Source organism: Acinetobacter sp. GN11, assembly GCF_054823985.1.
Map to the genome: position 1 here is coordinate 1 of NZ_JRVL01000117.1, position 19,921 is coordinate 19,921.

A 19,921-nucleotide genomic window follows, 5' to 3' on the forward strand; every position below is an offset into this window, starting at 1 on the left:
TTAAATCTCGTTGGCAACCCCTTTTTTAATATTACTGCAACAACAGTTCGCTTTTTAATCAAAAATGCTAAAAATAGTTATTTTTTATATAAACATGGCTGTAAAAGCATCAATTTATCTAAAATTTTCTCATCTTGATTCTTTTCTTGCCATCTAAGTGGGCGACAATCAATATATTCACAATAACCACCTTCACCTTGTAGACATTGTTCATTCCAACTTAGTTGGTACTGAAAGCTTCCTACATATCCAGCAGCCAATCCAAACTTGTAGTCGCCACGGCTTTGTGCATAAAGTTCAAAAATAATTTTTCCATTTTTCTTACACTGCCAAGAAAAATCTCTAGGTAAATACATCTCTTTACCGTTCGGTGTTCTAACTTTTGGATAAACGCGATGAACGAGTAACTCTACATCTTCAGTAAAGCTTTCAACAGGCTTACCAAATTCTTGAATATCTAATCTTGAACATAAGATGATATTCCACTGATTTCTGATTTGTGAAAATGTAAGCTGAGTCGTTTCATTTAAATTAATAATTTGGCATGTGTAAAAACATAAAGATAAGAACGGTAAATGTAGAGCTCTTGCATGCTTAAACTTTCCTAATCCTTCGACTTGATACTTTTGTCCTTTATAAAAAACTTCACCTTCGCATAAACATAGTGTTGACCAATAGTCTGAAACGCCCCACTGCAATGCAGACGTATTGGAGATATTGTCTGGAATTTGAATAGTAAGATTGCACCCCATTTCTAGGTCTAATCGCTGAAGACGGATCTTTGGGATTTTCCACTCAATCAAATCTGTTTTATCAAACTGATATTGTTCTGAGTCAAACTGGCATTGCCGCCGAATAGAATAAGTTTTTAAATGCCCTACACTATGTTGGCTATTACTGACAAGCACAGTTGCCGTATCGATTGCCGAAGTTGTAATTGTGTGTGCGTTATAGCAAAGAGGAATGCGCGGCTGTCCAATTAGACTAATGTAATTAAAATAGCGCAGTGGAGCAGGAAGATTTGGTAGGATTAAGCCTTGATAGACGATTTTAAAAAAACCACGAGAAGGTTGATATACAACCCTCTCTTTAGCATTAAGGCCCAGCTGCTGTAATTGATTAATTTGACTTATCAACTTAGGCATACTGAACCTCTTCTATTTTATGTTTTTATTGTTTCATTACTTTTACGTGCAAATAGTGTCGTAACAAAACCAGAGAGAGCATAGATAATTGAAACAGTCAAAATGCCCATTGGAATATTATAAGTGATTGCTGCAAAAATCAGTACTACTGGCAACATAACTACAAAGGGAACGCGTTTACGGTCCATTTGTTTGAAAGAGTAATATTTAATATTGGAAATCATGAGCAATCCCACAACAACCATAATCACAGCATTAATGCTTTTAATCGCAATATCACGTAAATCAAAAATGAAAGGATAATCGCGAGCAACCCACACAAGTGAAATAATGATAATGGCAGCGAGTGGGCTCGCAATTCCGATAAAATAGCGCTTATCAACAACACCAATTTGCACATTAAAACGCGCTAAACGGAAAGCAGCACATGCTGTATAAACAAAACAACATGCTAAGCCAATGCGACCTAAATCATGCAAACTCCAGCTATACATCAGCATTGCCGGAGCTACACCAAAAGCTAACAAGTCGGAGAGAGAATCATATTGCTCGCCAAAAGCACTTTGAGCACCGATCGCGCGAGCAACTCGACCATCTAGACCATCAAGTAGCGCTGCAATAAAAATAGCATAGATAGCTTGGGTAAAATCCCCATTCATACTTGCGATGATGGAATAGAAACCAGACAACAAAGCGGCTGTCGTAATTAAGTTAGGCCAAAGATAGATTCCTCGGCGCTTCACTTTTTGTCCTTCCGGATTATCCTCTTCTTCAACCACTTCGAATGTAATCCCATCAAATGAATGTTCATTATGAGTTAAATCTTGCTCTGGTTTAGGCGCATTTGTCATTATTTTCTATTCCAAACATGTGCATTGATTTAAGTTAACTGTTACTCACCTACTAACCAGCGAACAGCAGCGTGACCACCAGTTTCTTGCATGCGTAGATGCGGGAATAACCACTGTAGTGCTTGGTCTGCTTGTTCCGAGAACTGCCAAGGTGGGTTAATCACTAATAGACCACAACCATTCAAACCTACAGGTGTGTCATCTGGCCATACACAAATTTCACAGATTAACTGACGACGAATTCCCGTTTTAAACATTTTCTTTTCAAAACGCTCAATCATCGGTCGGTCTTTAATTGGATACCAAACTGCAAAAACGCCTGTTGGCCATTTCTTATGAGCTTGTTGTAACAGTTCAACTAATTGCGGAAAATCTTTACGTTCTAATTCGTAAGGTGGGTCAATCATGACCAAACCACGTTTTTCTTTTGGCGGAATTACACCAAGCAAGCCTTCGTAGGCATCACGCTCATGTAAACCTGCACGTTTATCATAAATGTTGTGTCGCAATTGTTGAAAGACATCACGTTGCATTTCAAAAATTGTTGCTTTATCAATTTCACGCATACCTTGCAAAGCGAACCATGGTGAACCTGGATAACTGCCTTTGCCTTCTTCAGAGCGCAGCTGTTCTACCAACTTCAAATATTGCTGGATTGCTTCAGGTGCCTGACGCTTTTCCATTTCAGATATTTGAACTAGACGATGAATGCCTGTAAGAAACTCTCCAGACTTTTGTGCAGGCGCCAGAGATAAATCATATTTTCCTGCACCTCCATGCGTATCGATATAACGATAAGGTTTATCTTTAGCATTTAAACGGTTGAGAAGCTGTAGCAAAAGCACATGCTTCATAACATCTGCAAAGTTGCCCGCATGGAAATGGTGACGGTAATTCATGTTGACTTTAATTCCTCAATTCAACAAATAGTTTAACATGAAAAAAATATTCTTTCGTAAGGTTGTGATCATCTAAAATAGAGTGGCTTGATATTTTTACGATCTACTAGAGGTTATATGCTCTCTCACCTGCTTCCGGACTCATGGGATCTGGATCAAATTCTGGATGATTTAAATACGCATGGCTTTACAATTATTAATCATGCCTATTCGGATCATTATCGCGCTCAAGTCGCCAAAGAATGTAGCCATCATATTGATGAATTTAGAGAAGCTGGTATTCAAAACGGCGTGGTGAGCAATATTCGTAGCGATCATATTCTCTGGATTAATGATCAACTTCCTATTGCTCAACAGCATATTGAAACCTTAACTTCTTTCTCACAAAATCTAAATCAAGCATTCTATTTAGGAATTAAAGAGGTTGAAGCTCATTTCGCCCGTTATGGTTTGGGTGAGTTTTATGCTTTACACCGAGACAATCCTCAACAAAAAAATGATCGTATTATCTCAACCGTTTATTATTTACATCCAGAATGGCAAGAAGATTGGGGTGGTCAATTACGACTGCAAGATAAAAATGAGAAGTGGCATATCGTTAATCCCGAGCCAAATCGACTTGTAATATTTCAAAGCAATTTATTACATGAAGTATTACCCTCTAAACAACAAAGGCTTTCCATTACAGCTTGGCTTCGTAGCGGAAATTCTATTTGGATTTAATGGTTACTCTTTAAATTTGGTAAATGAACCCGATATAAAAGCTATTGATTAAAGAAGGTAATGGCGTATGTCTATTGAAAGTAAAACAATTGTCAGCCGAATTGGTGAAACAGACCAACTTTATTTGACTGAAAATACGCCTGAGCTTGCTTTGGAGCGTGCTGAGTTACGCATGCAACTAGTCGTATTAAGTCGTGTTCGCCAAGAGCAACTTCATTTTTTACAAGAAGCGATTGTTTTGCTTGAACAAGCTCGTATGGAATATGAAGAAATGCCATTGAGCTTATACCTTAATTTGTCTCTACACTTGGCCAAAGCTTATATGCTTTATTTTGAACTAAATAAAGAAAAACGTTTTGCGTTGATTACTCAACAAATTTTGAAGCCATTAGCACACCATGAACATGCGGATATATATTTCTTCTTGGCTTATGCGTCAGCAGCTCGACAAGAGTCAGCATTAACACGACATTGGTTAACTAAATATTTATCAACAAGCACATGTGATCTTGAATTGATTCATGACCAACCTGCGTTTGACCTGATACGTCATGAGCCATGGTATAAAGATCAATTAAAAATAAAGACACATTAAACACTTAATGTAATTAGGCCTGTTTTATACATTGAATGTAAAACAGGCCGTAGTTTTATTTATTCAGACTGTCTTCATGTAGTTGTTCGTTAAGCTCATCAATCACCACAATCCACTCATCATCTTTTTCCCAATGGCTTTTTAAAAAATCACTTTGACCTTTTGACCAAAAAGAAGCTTCATGTAATTTCTGTTCAGCAGGTAATTGATGTGTTTTGATAAAACTTTCGATGCTGGCCTCATCTGAATCTAAACCCAGCTGATCAAATAAAAGCTCTAAAGTAGGTTGCTGCTCAAACATTGTTCTTCTCCTATAACTTGTTTTAAATCATCTGTTAACTAATCTAACAATAAAACCTTTTTATATGCATGATAATGTTTATATTTTCTTGTTGTTTTTTGTGTTTTGTTTCAAATGATTAAATATAAAAAAGCACTCTAAAAAGAGTGCTTTTTTTAACTTATCAAAAAGATAAATTATTTCAACATGTCAGCAATCGCTGCACGTTCTTCTTCAAGTTCATTTAACGTAAAGTTAATACGTTCACGGCTGAATTCATCAATTTCTAAACCTTGAACGATTTTGTATTCACCATTCTCAGTTGTTACAGGGAAACCAAACATAACGCCTTCTGGAATACCATAAGAACCATCAGATGGAATACCCATAGTTACCCATTTGCCGTTTGTACCAAGTGCCCAGTCGCGCATATGGTCAATTGCAGCGTTAGCAGCAGAAGCAGCAGAAGACAAACCACGTGCTTCGATAATCGCAGCACCACGTTTACCAACAGTTGGAAGGAACACATCTTTGTTCCATGCCGCATCGTTGATTTTGTCTTTTAAGCTTTCGCCATTTACAGTTGCAAAACGGTAATCAGCATACATTGTTGGAGAGTGGTTACCCCAAACTGTTAAGTGTTCGATATCAGCAACTGCAACACCAGCTTTTTGAGCAACTTGAGTCAACGCACGGTTATGGTCAAGACGCAACATAGCAGTAAAGTTTTTAGCTGGAAGGTCTGGAGCAGAGTTCATAGCGATGTAAGCGTTAGTGTTTGCAGGGTTACCTACAACTAATACTTTAACGTCACGACTAGCAACTTCGTTTAATGCTTGACCTTGACCGATGAAAATTTCACCGTTAACTTTCAACAAGTCAGCACGTTCCATACCAGGACCACGTGGACGAGAACCAACCAATAAAGCGTAGTCAGCATCTTTAAATGCAACTTTCGGATCATCAGTCCCGATCATGCCAGCCAATAAAGGGAAAGCACAGTCATCAAGTTCCATCATTACGCCTTTAAGCGCTTGTTGAGCTTTTTCAACTGGAACTTCAAGCAATTGTAAAATAACAGGTTGATCTTTACCTAACATTTCACCGCTTGCGATACGGAATAATAAGCTGTAACCAATTTGACCTGCAGCGCCAGTCACGGCAACACGAACGGGTTGCTTCATGTAATTGTCTCCAATGAGTGTCCTTAATCTAGCTAAATAGGAATTCCATCTAACTAAATCATCATAAACGGCAAAGATTGTACTCTAAAGATGTGGCAGATGCATGTAAAAGCGACTCATTTTCACCAAAAGTCTGATAGAAAATACAAATTAATATTTACAAAAAGATTCAATGCATGGTCAGCATTTTTTTACGAAATGATCGTCATCTTTAGTAACTACCTTTAATTGTGATTTCACCTGGGCAATTCGATACCACATGATTTGCACATTGTTTATATTGACCTTTTACCGTGTAACACACCTTCACTTCCGTTAAAACAACATCTGAACGTGATAACTGACAAGTCAAACGAATACCATTTTGCGGCAAGCTCGGATTAAGACGAGTAAATTGCTGTTTTAAGGCCGACTGTTGAATTTCAACATTTGTCGAACTGGTAAGACTAGCTGGAATTTTTAAACGTTCAGCAAAGTTAATGACTGTCCGGAAATATTGACTTGCATTCATAGGAACGCATCCCCCTACACTTTTCCAAAGCTGTACACGCGCATTATTGTCAGGCATGACCCGAGCTACGACTTTGGCTTGCAATGGAGAAAGAGCTGCCGAACTTTCTGTTGAACAATCAGTCTGATTTGTTTCTGGCATAAGGCCCGTAATTGTCAGTGAATATCCTTCAAGACATTTACGTTGTTTTTGTTTAGAGGGATCTAACGCACATGCGGCAGGTGTCATTTGTACGTGCATAACATATCCCTGTAAATTAACAGGTTCGGCATGCAAAACGGAACTCATCAATCCTACCCCTGCACAGATAAGCCACCATGCAAGTTGCAAAATTGAACGAAGTTCCAAATATCTATATTTCATTTAATTAAAACTTGAATATGCCAATTAAAAGAAGATCCATCATCAAGCACCTAAACTTAAGGCGATGTACGCATTGGAATGACTTTCATACGTTGTGATAATGATTGAGCCCCTTGCCCCAATATCACACCATAATGTGTAGCATTCGTCATAACATGCTTGACATAGTCTCTGGTTTCTAACAATGGAATTGTCTCTGTATATTGGTCAGCCGAAATTGATTGAAAGTCCGGTTGCCAACGTCTTGCCCGATTAGGCCCAGCATTATAACCTGCCGTTGCCAAAACTGGATTATTGCTTAATTGCCCCTGAATCATCGACAAATAAAACGTACCATATCGAATATTGGTGTTCATTTCATTTAATGCCGCTGGATTATAGGTTTCACCCATTTGACGTGCAATCAACTTCGCTGTATCGGGCATAATTTGCATAAGACCGCCAGCTCCAACATGAGAACGTGCAGAAGTAACAAATCGGCTTTCTTGTCGCATTAAACCATAAGCCCATGCTGGATCAATTCCTGCATTGTAACTATGACTTACAACATTAGTCTTATGCGGCGTCACATAGCGATAGGTGTCATTATGTTTATTGGTTGTACGATCTGCTGCATAAATAGCGCGATCATACCACCCCATATCATGCGCACGCTTTGCAGCAGCTAACAACACACCATCATCATGTTGAAGATAAGCTTGTCTAACTGCCCAGTTCCACTCTCGGTTAGTATAAGTTGGATTTGCATTTATACGTCTTAAAGTAAAGGCACGATTAAAGTGAACATTCTGGTCTAAACGTCTTAAATCACTTGCTGTTGGCTGATCATCATAGGGTTGATGATTATAACGTTCACCCAAACGATCTTTTGCTAAAAGGTTATGATAGTCATCACCACTTTCAGCTAACTTCTTATAAATACGTTGCGCAGTATTTTTTGAATTACTGTCATTGCGCTGCTCTGTTGCACGAGCAAGCCAATATTGCCAGCGATCTTCTTGTTTTTGTGTCACGCTCATAGCATCAATGGCGCGAATTAAACTTTCCCACGCACCAAATCGAATTGCCTGACGCGCATAAATTTCAGCTTCTTCAGGGCTTAGAGGATAACCGTAACTTGCATCAAAATATTGAAGAACTTCACGATTGAAATTATTTTTCATAACCGTGGTGCCACCAATATAAGCTACCGTTCGATATAAATACTTTTGTATATTCTCTGGTGTACCTTGCGCGACGCGTTGTACGTTCGAAAAAGCATTAGGTAAGTCATTATTAGCCAAACGACCTAATGCAAAAATCAAATAAGCATAGTCCGTATCATTTGTTTTAGGCGCACTCCACAAATAATTGAGTGGGTTAGCCTGAATTTGATTAAGCTGAGCCAAGGACAGATTCATACCTAAAGTCTGTGCCGTAGCAAGGGCCTGCCCTGTTAAACCAGAACGTAACTGCACCCAAAGGCGCTGTTGTTTATCTTGCTGATTCATTAATGGACTAGATAACATCAAGCGTCCTAAACCCACACAAGATTCAGGTTGTGATTCAGTAGCTAGCCAAACATCTTTATATTCAGCAAAAACTAATGCATCACCAGTTTTCGCTCGCACCTGTGCCACTGCGCAATTTTCAGCCTGATCAGGATTAGTTACATAAGATAGTAACGGTTGTGCCGACGCAAAGTCAGATTGTTTAACTTTTTCTTCAACATAATCGGCTGCTAATTTCTCAGCCATTGCTGATTGAGGATAACGTTGAGCAAAACTTACAATCGAAGCTGAAGGTTGAAAGCCAAGATTGGTATTAAGTTTCCAATATTCTGGATAGTATCCCAATACATCATTTTGCATAGCAAGCTGATATTGGTCTAATAATGCTGTATTACCACTATTTGCAGCGTTTAATGCGTCATTAAACTGCTCTTCGGCAGCATAGGTAAATGAACAACCAAGTAAACACATAGCTCCTAACCAGCTACGATGCATATATTTATTTTTCATTACACGACTATGGATTGATGAGCTCTTTCTACTTGGTCTCATAAATGTGTTAAACCCTGACTATTCACCTTCAGAGCATAGTTTAATTAGTCTTCGTGCTTTCTTTTGTTGTGTTATGTAACTCTATGATTCAACATCATTAAAATTTACATAATTTACTTCAAAAAAACTGTGTCATGTTCTAAAGGTTTACTGTTATCGGTTCGGTCCAAATACTGCTATAATGAATGGTTTGACCCATTTCGGGCAAATTTATTCTTTTTTAGATCGATCTGTTAGGAGCCTGCATGACGGTTCAAACCTTCATTCCCAATGGTGCCAAAGCTGCCTCAGAAAACACTGTTACCCAGCCAACGCACACCACTGATGTTTCAATAAAAAAACTTTATATTGAAACTCAAGGGTGTCAGATGAATGAGTATGACAGTCACCGTATGGCAGACCTTTTAGGGGACTCTCACGGTTACATTTTAACGAGCAACCCTAATGAAGCAGACATTCTGCTCATGAATACGTGTTCTATCCGTGAAAAAGCGCAAGAAAAAGTATTTAGTGAATTAGGACGCTGGCGCAAACTAAAAGACAAAAATCCAGATCTTGTGATTGGTGTCGGTGGATGTGTTGCCTCTCAAGAAGGTGACAATATTCAAAAACGTGCGCCTTATGTAGACATGATTTTTGGCCCTCAAACATTACACCGTTTACCACAAATGCTTGATCAACATAATGCTCAAGTAGAAAAACCTAAAAAAGACAAAATCAAACTCGTTGATATTTCTTTCCCAGATATTGAAAAGTTCGACTTTTTACCAGAACCACGCGTAGAAGGCTTTAAAGCTTTTGTTTCTATTATGGAAGGCTGTTCTAAATATTGTTCTTTCTGTGTAGTTCCATATACACGCGGTGAAGAAGTTTCGCGACCTTTAGACGATGTACTTGCAGAAATTGCAGGGCTTGCTGAAAAAGGTGTCCGTGAAATTTCACTTCTTGGACAAAATGTAAATGGTTACCGCGGTGAAACCTTCGAAGGTGGCATCTGTACGTTCCCTGAATTGTTACGACTCGTTGCAGAAATTCCGGGTATTGGACGCTTACGTTATACAACATCGCACCCACTAGAGTTCTCTGATGAGCTAATTCAGTGTTATGAAGATTTACCTCAAATGGTGTCACATTTACACTTGCCTGTTCAAAGTGGTTCGAATGACGTTTTACAGGCAATGAAGCGAAATCACACGATTGATGTTTATATCGATAAAATTGCGAAGCTACGTAAAATTCGTCCAGACATGCATTTATCAAGTGATTTTATTATTGGCTTCCCTAGTGAAACTGATGAAAATTTTGCAGAAACATTGCAATTTATCAAAGATTTAGATTTCGATCACTCGTATAGTTTTGTTTATTCAAAACGCCCAGGCACACCTGCATCGGACTTGCCAGACACCACACCTGAGCAAGTTAAAAAAGAGCGTTTAGCTCAAGTTCAGAAAGTCATTAAACAGTCTAGTATTGAAAAAACAGATGCCATGTTAGGTAAAATTGAACGTGTACTTATTGAAAAAGTATCTGATCAAGACCCTAATATTTTAATTGGTACTGCTGACAATACACGTCTAGTCACTTTCGTTGGTGATGCAACTTGGGTTGGTCGTTTTGCAGAGATCGAGATTACTGAAATTAAAACTTTAAATTTTGTTTACGGTGAGCTCTTGAATCTTGAACCTGACGTGGCGTAATGTAGAGGTATTCTAAAGTCTACTGAAAGGTTTTCTCTTGACTGCAGCGATTCGACGTACCGTAACATTTCCTGAAATTTCAATGGAACGTTTAAAGAGCATTCTAGGTGCCTATAATGGGCACCTGAAGCAAATTGAACAGCGTTTAGATGTCAAAATTACTCATCGTGGAGATGTTTTTCACATAGATGGTGAAATAGATGCTGTTGGGAGAGCCGAAGCATTATTGCAACGACTCTACGAAGAGTCTGAGCTATCCCAGCAAATCAGTGCTGATCTATTACACCTCCTCATTCAATCGTCACAAACTGAACGCAATTTCGAGTTGGTTGGTGACGAAATGGATGAACACGATGCGCCGCTAGATGTCTATTTCCAGACCCGAAAAGGCCGCATTAATCCACGTGGTGCCAATCAAAAACGTTATGTACAACGTATTTTACAAAGCGATATTTCTTTTGGTGTAGGCCCTGCTGGTACGGGTAAAACCTATTTAGCAGTTGCTGCCGCAGTAGACATGCTAGAACGTAACGAAATCCAGCGGATTTTACTTGTACGTCCTGCTGTAGAAGCTGGAGAAAAGCTGGGTTTCTTACCTGGTGATTTAACCCAGAAAATTGACCCCTATTTACGTCCTCTTTACGATGCCCTTTACGAAATGCTTGGCTTTGAAAAAGTTGCCAAGTTAATCGAGCGTCAAGTCATTGAGGTTGCGCCTCTTGCATATATGCGTGGTCGCACACTTAACCATTCATTTGTAATTTTGGATGAAGCTCAAAACACAACACCTGAACAAATGAAAATGTTCTTGACCCGTTTAGGTTTTGGCTCTCGTGCAGTGATTACAGGTGACATTACTCAAGTAGACTTACCTAAAGGTCAACAATCTGGCTTGGCACACGCCCTGCGTGTACTCGAGAATATTACAGAAATTCATATTACCCGTTTTCATTCCCGCGACGTTGTACGTCATCAACTGGTTCAAAAAATCGTTGAGGCTTACGAAGGTTGGGATGGTGAACAACAGCGTCTTAATGCTGAAGCACGTGCCGAACGTAAAGCCCGTCAGGAAGCACTAGTCGCTGAGAACGATACAGCAGCAGACTTGCAACATCAGGATGCTTAAGGATTCATTTTGAAAATCAGTTTAAGTTTACAGCAAGACCTTCAATTACCTGAGTTAGAGCTCAAACGAGCTCAACTCAAAAAAATCATTGAAACAACCTTACACCACGTTGGTTATAACGAAGACTGCGAAATTGGCGTTGCTTGTGTTGATTTAGCAGAAAGCCAACAACTTAATCTGCAATATCGAGAGAAAGATAAACCAACCAATGTTTTATCATTTCCAAGTGATATTCCCGAAGAAGTTTTACCAATGCTCGATGCCTTTCCTCTGGGTGATTTAGTCATTTGTATTCCAGTGGTATTGCAAGAAGCGGTTGACCAAAAGAAAACTACTCAAGAACACTTTGCGCATTTATTAGTACATGGTGTTTTACATTTGCTTGGTTATGACCATGAAACCAGTGATGAAGATGCAGAAGAAATGGAAGGGATTGAAGTTGAAATTCTAGCAAAGCTGAATATAGACAATCCTTACCAAGAACAGATCTAATCATTCTTAATTAGATAAAAACCTAATCTGTCTTCAAATGGGATTTTTCTAATTAACTAAAATCAATGTGGATAAGCTAAAACTTATCCACATTTTTTTATTAATGTACTTCAAATTCTGCTTGAGCCGGATCAAAACGCCACGTACGCACAATACGTAATTCAGAAATATCTTTCATATTGATATCAAAATGCCCAAATGGTGCACCGCGACGTACTGAAGACTTAGCTGCTTCATCTAATATTGAATGCCCTGAACTTTCAAGCAATCGAATTGCACGAATCCCACCTTGAGCATTTAAAATAACCATTAACCGGACTTCACCCCTTAGCTGTTGTTGTTTGGCTTCTTCTGGATAATAGCGATTACCATACAACTCCACTTTTTCACGGAACTTATCTAAATAAGCAGCCGACGCATCTTTCTTCGCTTGAATTCCATCTACTGTTTTGATTTTTTGTTGCCGACTGAAATCTTGTCTACGTTGTAAATATTGTGCTTCAAGACTCGCAACCATCGCAGCTTTTGCCTGAAATTGACTTTGTAATTGTTCTAGTTCTTTTTTCCTTTGACTCGCATCAGCTTGTTTTTGCCAACTCAAAACAGTCATTAAAACTTTTTCTTCAAATTTAAGCTCTCTTTGCTGCTGAACCTTTTGCAAACTTTCTAACTCTGCATTTCCAGTTGAAGCATCATTAGGCATCGGATTTGGAGTATCACTAGAGGTGCGGTGGGCTTCACGAAATGTGCCCGAACCTTGCTGGTCTGCTTGTGCCAAAAAGTCTGCCTGCTGAACTGGCTCATTGCTTGATCGAATTGAAATTGCAATTTCTTTAGTAGATTGCTCTGACGGGCTAGGCATGGCAAAGTGGATGAGCAACACAAAAACATGCAGTAAGATTGCCAATATTGTTGCAGCAATAAAGACTCGGTCTTGCCACCAATGGTAAAAAGGCTCTATGGATAGACTTCTTTTGTTCAACATAATCTTAAAAGCATATAAATGCCTTATCCCCACGGTTTAATACCGAATAAAATATAAACTGATATTCAAATCTGGATAAAAGTGTGATTCACTTCAAATATAGAGTTTTATCCATTTTCATTTTGTCAAAATGTATCAATTAAATTTGTTACACTGCAATATCAAAACTCGTTTTTTATCATAATAAAGATTGTGTTGGTTCTTAAGTAAATTATCTTCTGGAAGTTCTTTTATGCAAACGCTATTTTCCTCATTAGTCAGACGCCTTCAAAAAGTCTACCAAAAAGCTGAAGCATTCATTGAAGAAGAAAGAGATTTTACGTTATCACAAACCTTTCTGAATGCGACTTTACAACGTTATGTCACCAATAATGTTGAGTTTTTAGATGACCTCCATGCTGATCTTTATCATGACTGGTTAAGGTTATATGCAACCATGCATGTAAAAGGTCTAGAGACGACATTATCTGTTGATTTAAAACTGATTCAGATGGAATTTAATCAAGAGCAACAGCTTTTAGTTTTTGAACAAATTAGTAATACACAAATTATTGAAGCGAAATATAAAAACTTTTGGCAGAAGGTTGCCGTAAAAGCCGCTGTTTTTTACTACCATAAAATTTTGAAAAAAGATCCTTTAGGAATGATTCTGGAACGTTTTAATGTGGCAGAGGAACGTGATGAACTCATATTTCTTAATCTCAATCGCTGGTTTGGTAAAAAGGCCAGCATCATTGAAACATTAAGTAAAGTGCATGTAAATTACGCACGAGTTCGTGAGGCTGAGTTAGTCGTATTTGGAAATGTGAATTTAGCAGCGCTACTTTACCGTGATCAGGACGATGATTTTGAAGATGAATTAGAAGATTCTGAAATCACACCAATCCAGCAAAAAGATGTATAGCTGTTATGAATAAAAATGAATTAACTTCCAAAAAACACAAATAGATTACACATTTAGCATAAATCCTGATTTTTTCTCCATGATCAGCAGGCATAATATGTTTAAGTTATAGATGCATCAGCACTGACTTTTCAGTCTGTACAAGGATATTTACTTATGGCAACAAAATTTCTGAAATCGTTTGGCATCGCAACAGGTATTTCAACAACTTTGCTTTTTGCAGGTTTCTCAAGCCATGCACTTGCCATGAGCCCATTTCAGGCAAATTATCAGTTTACTTATAATAATAAAGGTATGGGTTCGGCGACACGTGCCTTAAGCCAGCAAGGTAATAATTGGACTTATAATTTCACTGCAAAAGCAGGTGGAATTGCTTCTGCAAGTGAAACAAGTAAATTTAGTTTTGCTAATGGTAAAATTGGATCTCAAAGTTTTAGCCGTACCAGCAAAATTTTGATTCATAACAACACCATGAATATTAACTTTAATCCAAATAGCAAAACTATTTCTACCAAGAAAGATGATAAAGCTCGCTCATTTGCTTGGCAGGCCGGCGTACTTGACGAGCTAAATGCAGAATTACAGGTTCGTGAAGATTTAAAAAATGGTTCGCTTAAAACTTCATACCCTCTTGCCGATGCAAAAGAAGTTGAAAATCGTCGTTTTGTAAAACAAGGCACTGAGAAAATTAAAACCTCTTATGGCACCTTTGATACCGTAAAAGTTGTTTTAGAACATGGTAGACCAGACCGTAATACTATTTTCTGGTTAGCACCTAAATTAGACTATTTACCAGTTAAAGTCAGCCATGTTGATGGTAAAACTTCTTATGGCCTGTTATTAACAAGTTATACAGGTAAAATGAATTAAAGCTTGCATTTTTTCGGATGCTTTTTAAAATACGCCTTTGCTTTAAAAGCATCCGTCTAGAGGATTCTCCCGTGCACGCACTAGAACAGAAAATCTTAACAGAAGGTATCGTTCTATCTGATCAAGTCTTGAAAGTCGACGCTTTCTTAAACCACCAAATTGATCCTGTATTAATGCAGCAGATTGGTAAAGAATTTGCCGCTCGCTTTAAAGATGCAGGGATTACCAAGATTATTACCATTGAAGCATCAGGTATTGCACCTGCAATCATGGCAGGTTTGGAACTTGGTGTACCTGTAATTTTCGCTCGTAAATATCAGTCATTGACGTTAAAAGATGACTTATATCGCTCTAAAGTATTTAGTTTTACTAAACAAACTGAAAGCACGATTGCGATTTCAAACAAACACCTTCATTCAACTGATAAAGCATTAGTTATTGATGACTTCTTGGCGAATGGTCAAGCAGCATTAGGACTAATTGATTTAATTCACCAAGCAAATGCAGAAGTTGTCGGTGTTGGTATTGTGATTGAAAAATCATTCCAATCAGGCCGTGATTTATTGCTTGAAAAAGGCTACCGAGTTGAGTCATTAGCACGTGTTCTTTCTCTTACAGATGGTAAAGTTACCTTTGTAAAAGAATAAATTGTGCAAATAAAAAAGAGCGGATATCCGCTCTTTTTTATAATTGTTTAAATAGAAACCACAAGCTTTTTAACAACTTCACCCAAACGTTTACCTTGAGCTTCACACAAAATCTTTTCATCCTGACTTAGGCTCTGGTCATGGCGGGGTCCGCTTACATGACTTGCCCCATATGGTGTTCCACCTGTTTTAGTGTTAGATAAAGCTGGAATTGCATTTGGTAATCCCAAAATCATCATCCCGTGATGAAATAACGGCGGTAACATCGTGAGTAAAGTACTCTCCTGCCCACCATGCATTGATCCCGAAGAAGTAAAAACACAAGCAGGTTTATTATGTAATGCCCCATTAAGCCAAAGACTCGTCGTTTGGTCCCAAAAATATTTCATTTCACTTGCCATATTGCCGAAGCGAGTTGGGGAACCTAACGCCAGACCTGCACAATTCGCTAGATCATCTAACGTACAGTAGATATCACCTTCAGCCGGAATACTTGGTTCAGCTACCGTGACCACTGGAGCAATATTTGGCACTGTCCGAATTTTCACTGACATACCCTCAGATTCAACACCATTGGCAATTAAATGCGCCATTTCTTTAGTAGAACCATATTTACTGTAATAGAGTACAAGAATGTAAGGTTGCATCGGTTTCATAAATTTTGTTAAAAAGAACACTATACGGTATTTTTTATTTTTTTGGCGAAACCAATTTTATGAAATTCTAGAGGTGATTAATTGTTTAGCGTTAAAGGTAACACGAGCAAATTTCTCAAAATCGTTGAGTAAAAGGTTCACCAACTTTTGATGAATCTTATGATCACACAACAGAAAGCCAACTTTTCTGAAAAAGATTAGGACTACAATTTTTTCTATAGCGCATAGTAAACTTACAGAACGACTTTAATTCTATAAGTTATTATTTTGCTTTAATCTACGATTTGAGTTCTTCAGCTCATACTTTGATAAGCTATTAATCGCCCAACATGATGATTAAAAAAATCGGGATAGACAACGCATGTTACAACGTTTTTTAAGTAAGCTTCCTTTTTATAATAAAACCTGGTTTCAGTTCGTTTTATATGTATTTAAACGTTTTGAAGCTGATCGGTGCCGTGAACAAGCTGGTTCCCTCACCTATACAACACTATTCGCAGTTGTACCGATGTTAACGGTTTTTTTAGTTATTATCTCTTCAATTAAAGCGTTAGAACCTGCAAGACAACAGCTCCAACATTTAATCTATAGTAATTTTTTACCCAAGAGCACTATTGCATTTGATAAAGCTTTAAATGCTTTCACAGAGAAATCGAGCAACCTGACCGTTATTGGTGTGCTGTTTTTATTCGTCACCACCGTTTTAATGCTGACCTCAATTGAAACCGTCTTTAATCGCATTTGGCGCGTAAAAGAAACTCGTAGTGGCATTATGGGTTTTATGCGTTACTGGACCATCATCTCTTTAGGTCCGATTATCTTAGGAAGTGCATTCGTCATTTCCTCGACTGTCGCTTCCATGAATATTCTCAGCAATAACTTTGCAGGATATCAACTTGATGGATCATTCATACTCTGGCTGATCTCTTTCTTATTGACGATTGTTGGCTTTTTTATTTTGTATTGGACTATTCCGAATCGAACAGTTCCAGTTTATGCAGCGGGTATAGCGGCCTGCTTAAGTGCTGTACTTTTTGAAATACTCAAAAACCTATTCAGCTTCGTAATGTCAAATTTCACTAGCTATGAACTGATCTACGGTGCATTTGCAGCGGTACCTATTTTCCTATTATGGATATTCCTTTCATGGAATATTATTTTACTGGGCGTAGAAGTTAGTTTTGCTTTAACTGCTTTTCACTCAGGTAAAGAGCAAAAACGACATCCTGTTCTAATGCTATTAGATATTCTTGAGTTGTTTTATAAAAAGCAAAAACTAGGTGAAAGTGTAAGTGATAAAGAAGCCTTAGAAATTTTAGGCCGTGGAGAAATTGGTCGCTGGCCTGCTTATGTGCTTTTACTAGAAGAACAAAATTTGGTTAAACGTACTGATAAAGATGAATATGTTCTAGCGCGTAATTTATCCCAAGTTGATTTCTGGAGTTTTTTCACAGCCCTTCCGTACCCATTGCCTTTACGTCAAGATGTCCAAAATGTGCATGATGACGATGAGTGGATGGAAAAAATTGGACCAGCACTCATTGAATCTAATGATTATTTGGCGGCAAAACTTTCTATTCCTCTTTCAACAGTTTTTGAAGAGAAATAAAAAATAAGACTATTTATTAACATAAATGTCTTCCACTTCTAGACAATAAAAAACCCTATTATTGAAAAATAATAGGGTTAAAAATTGGCAAATTTAGGTATGGATTATGCTTTTACAAAAGTTTTCCATACAAAATCTTGCGTTGCACCTTTTAATGTCATTTTCAACTGATCACCCGAGTGTAATGGCCCAACACCAGCAGGTGAACCTGTCATAATTACATCCCCTGGTTCTAGTGAAAAGACCTGATTAATATCAGTTAATAGATCGCCAATAGTAAACATTAATAGTTCAGTATTGCCGTCTTGACGTAACTCATCATTAATATGGAAAGTGAATTTAGTTTCTTGCCAATCTGTAATTTCGCTCAAATCTACCCAATCAGCCAACACACAAGCACCATCAAAAGCTTTTGCACGCTCCCATGGGTGACCCTTACTTTTCAGATCATTCTGTAAATCACGCATTGTTAAATCAAGACCTAATGTCACCGCACCAATCGCTTTTAATGCTTTCGCAGGATCTGTTTCACCTTTTAAAGGTTGGTCAATGCGTAAAACTAATTCACACTCAAAATGACAACTGCCCCAAGCTGGATTCCAGAAAATACCGTCATTTAGACCAATCAAACTACTAGGTGGTTTAATAAATAATATAGGCTTGTCAGGCATAGCATTATTTAATTCTTTGACATGATCGGCATAGCTTCTGCCTACGCAAACGATTTTTGAAGGACGTGTATTCATGAGGCTTCCTTTGTTGTTGCGGCTAATAATTCCAATAATTTATTTCTTAAATGTATTTTCAAATATCGTTTGATCTGAAACCTGTGCAAATGCGCGCTTTGGCACAATAATTACAGTTTTGTTTTTTAACTCAAGCATGTAAGTCAACTTACCTTTAGCAAAGGTTTGCACATCCGCATATTGCACCACTTGCTTACGCTCACTGGAATAAAGCTCAAAATAATCTTGATAGAGGTCGATTCCCTGCTCGCTCTTTCCAAACTGGTAACGAACAAATTGACGTTTAAATAACATCGGTAAAAGCCAGTAACGCATCAACCCTTGCATCACCAGAAAAAACAAACCTAACCCGACATAATATCGGCCTACACCAGAGAAACCTAAATAAAGTCCCCAAATAATAATTGCGATACTAATCGCAGGTGTGAGAAAACGGGTAAATTGTTTTTTCCCAAATGTTACCAATGAAAATCCATCTTGTGATTCTTCTAAATTCAAATAGTAACGTAAAGATAAAGCTGTTTTTTGCTCAGTCATTGCAATGCATCAATACTCAATAAATCGAAACTATTAGAGCATATTCATTTCAGCTTTAAAATGAATCAAAGGCTATTTTTTGTTTTGTTCAAAAGGCGCCGTTACGGTTCGGTTGCGAAATATTTTTCGTTGCATATATAGAACGTAGATTCATATTTATTGAGCTTATTTCACTTTTTAAAATTTCTACAATAAGAGCATCACCTTCTTAGTGGAATGTCTCATGTCTTTCTTTGCAAAATTATTTGGCTTAAATCAAAAAGCAGCAGTCTCAAAAGATGTGGTTACGCAAACCACTCAAGAAGCGAATATTTCCAATGAACCAAGCTTTTTAGAATTAATTAAAAAACGCCGTTCTATTTATTCAATAGGAAAGAACTTAAAACACCCCCCTACTGAAATTGAAAAACTCATTCAAGAGGCTGTAAAACATAGCCCATCAGCGTTTAACTCCCAATCTTCTCGCGCTGTGATTTTATTTGATCAATCCCACCAAAATTTTTGGCATATAGTTTTAGATGTATTAAAAACTATTATTCCGGCAGAAGCCCTAACTGGAACTGAACAGAAAATTCAAAGTTTTGCGGCAGGTGCAGGTACAGTTTTATTTTTTGAAGATAAACATGTGATTAAAGGTCTACAAGAGCAATTTGAAACGTATGCAGATAATTTTCCAATCTGGTCTGAGCACTCAACAGCAATTGCACAATTTGCAGTATGGAACGTGCTAGCTGAACAAGGTATTGGTGCTTCATTGCAACACTACAATCCAATCATTGATGAGCAAATTAATGCTGCGTTTAATGTTCCCGCTCATTGGAAATTAAGAGCTCAATTAGTATTTGGTTCAATCGAAGGCGAAGCAGGAGAAAAAGCTTTTATTGAAGATGAAAGCCGCTTTAAAACATTTGGCTAATTTTTCTACTTTTAATTCTTTTCAAAGCTGGTTGCTATGAGCACCGGCTTTTAATAGAAAAGACAAAAAACAGGCACAAAAAAACCGCTATATATAGCGGTTAATTCTTCAAGTGGTGCGCTCAGAGAGATTCGAACTCCCGA

General features: G+C 37.8%; 20 protein-coding genes and 1 pseudogene. 10 read left to right on the forward strand and 11 right to left on the reverse strand.

Annotated features, from left to right (window positions below; genetic code table 11):
* Nucleotides 1-67: 67 nt before the first annotated feature.
* The 3 genes and pseudogenes from NL42_RS11515 to NL42_RS11525 all read right to left on the reverse strand — a co-directional run bounded on the left by NL42_RS11515 (nucleotide 68) and on the right by NL42_RS11525 (nucleotide 2,895).
* A pseudogene (locus NL42_RS11515) lies at nucleotides 68-1,145 on the reverse strand (DUF6670 family protein).
* A 17-nt stretch (nucleotides 1,146-1,162) separates the two neighbouring features.
* Nucleotides 1,163-1,996: a CDP-diacylglycerol--serine O-phosphatidyltransferase gene (gene pssA / locus NL42_RS11520; protein ID WP_016140141.1), complete on the reverse strand. Its 834-nt coding sequence runs from the start codon at nucleotides 1,994-1,996 to the stop codon at nucleotides 1,163-1,165.
* Between the two features lie 41 nt (nucleotides 1,997-2,037).
* Entirely contained in the window at nucleotides 2,038-2,895 is an 858-nt protein-coding gene (locus tag NL42_RS11525; RefSeq protein ID WP_336166931.1) for a 23S rRNA (adenine(2030)-N(6))-methyltransferase RlmJ, read from the reverse strand.
* Nucleotides 2,896-3,012: 117 nt separating this feature from the next.
* Here NL42_RS11525 and NL42_RS11530 point away from each other — a divergent pair, with 117 nt between their 5' ends.
* Together NL42_RS11530 and NL42_RS11535 are read left to right on the forward strand one after the other, a co-directional pair.
* Nucleotides 3,013-3,618, forward strand: a complete 606-nt coding sequence (locus tag NL42_RS11530; protein ID WP_461312846.1) for a 2OG-Fe(II) oxygenase — start codon at nucleotides 3,013-3,015, stop codon at nucleotides 3,616-3,618.
* A gap of 67 nt (nucleotides 3,619-3,685) precedes the next feature.
* On the forward strand, nucleotides 3,686-4,213 hold the full coding sequence (locus NL42_RS11535; protein WP_336166935.1) for a hypothetical protein: 528 nt from the start codon (nucleotides 3,686-3,688) through the stop codon (nucleotides 4,211-4,213).
* 55 nt (nucleotides 4,214-4,268) lie between these two features.
* Here the strand turns inward: NL42_RS11535 and NL42_RS11540 are convergent, their stop codons facing one another.
* The 4 genes from NL42_RS11540 to NL42_RS11555 form a co-directional block, all read right to left on the reverse strand.
* Complete coding sequence (locus tag NL42_RS11540) at nucleotides 4,269-4,514, reverse strand: DUF2789 family protein (RefSeq protein ID WP_016140137.1); 246 nt, start codon at nucleotides 4,512-4,514, stop codon at nucleotides 4,269-4,271.
* A 176-nt stretch (nucleotides 4,515-4,690) separates the two neighbouring features.
* Nucleotides 4,691-5,677 carry a malate dehydrogenase gene (locus tag NL42_RS11545; protein ID WP_004639466.1) on the reverse strand — a complete coding sequence of 329 codons (987 nt, stop codon included), beginning with the start codon at nucleotides 5,675-5,677 and terminating at the stop codon, nucleotides 4,691-4,693.
* Between the two features lie 211 nt (nucleotides 5,678-5,888).
* Nucleotides 5,889-6,551, reverse strand: a complete 663-nt coding sequence (locus NL42_RS11550) for a ribonuclease T2 family protein (RefSeq protein ID WP_004789563.1) — start codon at nucleotides 6,549-6,551, stop codon at nucleotides 5,889-5,891.
* Between the two features lie 56 nt (nucleotides 6,552-6,607).
* The gene (locus NL42_RS11555) at nucleotides 6,608-8,551 is read right to left on the reverse strand and encodes a lytic transglycosylase domain-containing protein (protein ID WP_461312847.1); all 1,944 of its coding nucleotides are present in this window, start codon (nucleotides 8,549-8,551) and stop codon (nucleotides 6,608-6,610) included.
* A 287-nt stretch (nucleotides 8,552-8,838) separates the two neighbouring features.
* Between NL42_RS11555 and miaB the strand changes: the two genes are divergently transcribed.
* Genes miaB through ybeY form a run of 3 tightly spaced genes read left to right on the forward strand, consistent with a single transcriptional unit; the run spans nucleotide 8,839 to nucleotide 11,908 of the window.
* Nucleotides 8,839-10,290 (forward strand): tRNA (N6-isopentenyl adenosine(37)-C2)-methylthiotransferase MiaB, encoded by a 1,452-nt coding sequence (gene miaB, locus NL42_RS11560; RefSeq protein WP_461312848.1) that lies wholly within the window; start codon nucleotides 8,839-8,841, stop codon nucleotides 10,288-10,290.
* Nucleotides 10,291-10,327: 37 nt separating this feature from the next.
* Entirely contained in the window at nucleotides 10,328-11,416 is a 1,089-nt protein-coding gene (locus NL42_RS11565) for a PhoH family protein (RefSeq protein ID WP_461312849.1), read from the forward strand.
* Nucleotides 11,417-11,425: 9 nt separating this feature from the next.
* Nucleotides 11,426-11,908, forward strand: a complete 483-nt coding sequence (gene ybeY / locus NL42_RS11570; RefSeq protein ID WP_461312850.1) for an rRNA maturation RNase YbeY — start codon at nucleotides 11,426-11,428, stop codon at nucleotides 11,906-11,908.
* A 100-nt stretch (nucleotides 11,909-12,008) separates the two neighbouring features.
* On the opposite strand, the gene NL42_RS11575 is transcribed toward ybeY, so the two are convergent.
* Nucleotides 12,009-12,893 carry an energy transducer TonB gene (locus NL42_RS11575; protein WP_461312851.1) on the reverse strand — a complete coding sequence of 295 codons (885 nt, stop codon included), beginning with the start codon at nucleotides 12,891-12,893 and terminating at the stop codon, nucleotides 12,009-12,011.
* Between the two features lie 232 nt (nucleotides 12,894-13,125).
* Between NL42_RS11575 and NL42_RS11580 the strand changes: the two genes are divergently transcribed.
* The 3 genes from NL42_RS11580 to NL42_RS11590 all read left to right on the forward strand — a co-directional run bounded on the left by NL42_RS11580 (nucleotide 13,126) and on the right by NL42_RS11590 (nucleotide 15,314).
* Nucleotides 13,126-13,797 (forward strand): hypothetical protein, encoded by a 672-nt coding sequence (locus tag NL42_RS11580; RefSeq protein WP_461312852.1) that lies wholly within the window; start codon nucleotides 13,126-13,128, stop codon nucleotides 13,795-13,797.
* Between the two features lie 156 nt (nucleotides 13,798-13,953).
* Nucleotides 13,954-14,667 carry a DUF3108 domain-containing protein gene (locus NL42_RS11585; RefSeq protein WP_461312853.1) on the forward strand — a complete coding sequence of 238 codons (714 nt, stop codon included), beginning with the start codon at nucleotides 13,954-13,956 and terminating at the stop codon, nucleotides 14,665-14,667.
* 71 nt (nucleotides 14,668-14,738) lie between these two features.
* Complete coding sequence (locus NL42_RS11590; RefSeq protein ID WP_004639480.1) at nucleotides 14,739-15,314, forward strand: xanthine phosphoribosyltransferase; 576 nt, start codon at nucleotides 14,739-14,741, stop codon at nucleotides 15,312-15,314.
* A gap of 47 nt (nucleotides 15,315-15,361) precedes the next feature.
* Here NL42_RS11590 and wrbA read toward each other — a convergent pair whose 3' ends face one another.
* A complete protein-coding gene (gene wrbA / locus NL42_RS11595) occupies nucleotides 15,362-15,970 on the reverse strand; it encodes an NAD(P)H:quinone oxidoreductase (protein WP_461312854.1) in 609 nt (202 codons plus the stop codon).
* A gap of 361 nt (nucleotides 15,971-16,331) precedes the next feature.
* On the opposite strand from wrbA, the gene NL42_RS11600 reads away from it, so the two are divergent.
* Nucleotides 16,332-17,579: a YihY family inner membrane protein gene (locus NL42_RS11600; RefSeq protein WP_016140126.1), complete on the forward strand. Its 1,248-nt coding sequence runs from the start codon at nucleotides 16,332-16,334 to the stop codon at nucleotides 17,577-17,579.
* Between the two features lie 104 nt (nucleotides 17,580-17,683).
* Here the strand turns inward: NL42_RS11600 and NL42_RS11605 are convergent, their stop codons facing one another.
* Both NL42_RS11605 and NL42_RS11610 read right to left on the reverse strand, forming a co-directional pair.
* A complete protein-coding gene (locus tag NL42_RS11605) occupies nucleotides 17,684-18,325 on the reverse strand; it encodes a fumarylacetoacetate hydrolase family protein (RefSeq protein ID WP_461312855.1) in 642 nt (213 codons plus the stop codon).
* Between the two features lie 39 nt (nucleotides 18,326-18,364).
* Nucleotides 18,365-18,862, reverse strand: coding sequence for a YcxB family protein (locus NL42_RS11610; protein WP_005301331.1), 498 nt, complete (start codon nucleotides 18,860-18,862; stop codon nucleotides 18,365-18,367).
* 223 nt (nucleotides 18,863-19,085) lie between these two features.
* Here NL42_RS11610 and NL42_RS11615 point away from each other — a divergent pair, with 223 nt between their 5' ends.
* Nucleotides 19,086-19,778, forward strand: coding sequence for a nitroreductase family protein (locus NL42_RS11615; RefSeq protein WP_461312856.1), 693 nt, complete (start codon nucleotides 19,086-19,088; stop codon nucleotides 19,776-19,778).
* Nucleotides 19,779-19,921 lie beyond the last annotated feature (143 nt).

What these genes read in the sequence shown, in the direction of transcription:
- NL42_RS11575 (WP_461312851.1), bottom strand. Translation starts at nt 12,893, where the DNA reads ATGTTGAACAAAAGAAGTCTATCCATAGAGCCTTTTTACCATTGGTGG.
- NL42_RS11615 (WP_461312856.1), top strand. Translation starts at nt 19,086, where the DNA reads ATGTCTTTCTTTGCAAAATTATTTGGCTTAAATCAAAAAGCAGCAGTC.
- NL42_RS11530 (WP_461312846.1), top strand. Translation starts at nt 3,013, where the DNA reads ATGCTCTCTCACCTGCTTCCGGACTCATGGGATCTGGATCAAATTCTG.
- NL42_RS11555 (WP_461312847.1), bottom strand. Translation starts at nt 8,551, where the DNA reads ATGAAAAATAAATATATGCATCGTAGCTGGTTAGGAGCTATGTGTTTA.
- NL42_RS11525 (WP_336166931.1), bottom strand. Translation starts at nt 2,895, where the DNA reads ATGAATTACCGTCACCATTTCCATGCGGGCAACTTTGCAGATGTTATG.
- pssA (WP_016140141.1), bottom strand. Translation starts at nt 1,996, where the DNA reads ATGACAAATGCGCCTAAACCAGAGCAAGATTTAACTCATAATGAACAT.
- miaB (WP_461312848.1), top strand. Translation starts at nt 8,839, where the DNA reads ATGACGGTTCAAACCTTCATTCCCAATGGTGCCAAAGCTGCCTCAGAA.
- wrbA (WP_461312854.1), bottom strand. Translation starts at nt 15,970, where the DNA reads ATGAAACCGATGCAACCTTACATTCTTGTACTCTATTACAGTAAATAT.
- NL42_RS11600 (WP_016140126.1), top strand. Translation starts at nt 16,332, where the DNA reads ATGTTACAACGTTTTTTAAGTAAGCTTCCTTTTTATAATAAAACCTGG.
- NL42_RS11550 (WP_004789563.1), bottom strand. Translation starts at nt 6,551, where the DNA reads ATGAAATATAGATATTTGGAACTTCGTTCAATTTTGCAACTTGCATGG.
- NL42_RS11545 (WP_004639466.1), bottom strand. Translation starts at nt 5,677, where the DNA reads ATGAAGCAACCCGTTCGTGTTGCCGTGACTGGCGCTGCAGGTCAAATT.
- NL42_RS11610 (WP_005301331.1), bottom strand. Translation starts at nt 18,862, where the DNA reads ATGACTGAGCAAAAAACAGCTTTATCTTTACGTTACTATTTGAATTTA.
- NL42_RS11585 (WP_461312853.1), top strand. Translation starts at nt 13,954, where the DNA reads ATGGCAACAAAATTTCTGAAATCGTTTGGCATCGCAACAGGTATTTCA.
- NL42_RS11540 (WP_016140137.1), bottom strand. Translation starts at nt 4,514, where the DNA reads ATGTTTGAGCAGCAACCTACTTTAGAGCTTTTATTTGATCAGCTGGGT.
- NL42_RS11535 (WP_336166935.1), top strand. Translation starts at nt 3,686, where the DNA reads ATGTCTATTGAAAGTAAAACAATTGTCAGCCGAATTGGTGAAACAGAC.
- NL42_RS11605 (WP_461312855.1), bottom strand. Translation starts at nt 18,325, where the DNA reads ATGAATACACGTCCTTCAAAAATCGTTTGCGTAGGCAGAAGCTATGCC.
- NL42_RS11580 (WP_461312852.1), top strand. Translation starts at nt 13,126, where the DNA reads ATGCAAACGCTATTTTCCTCATTAGTCAGACGCCTTCAAAAAGTCTAC.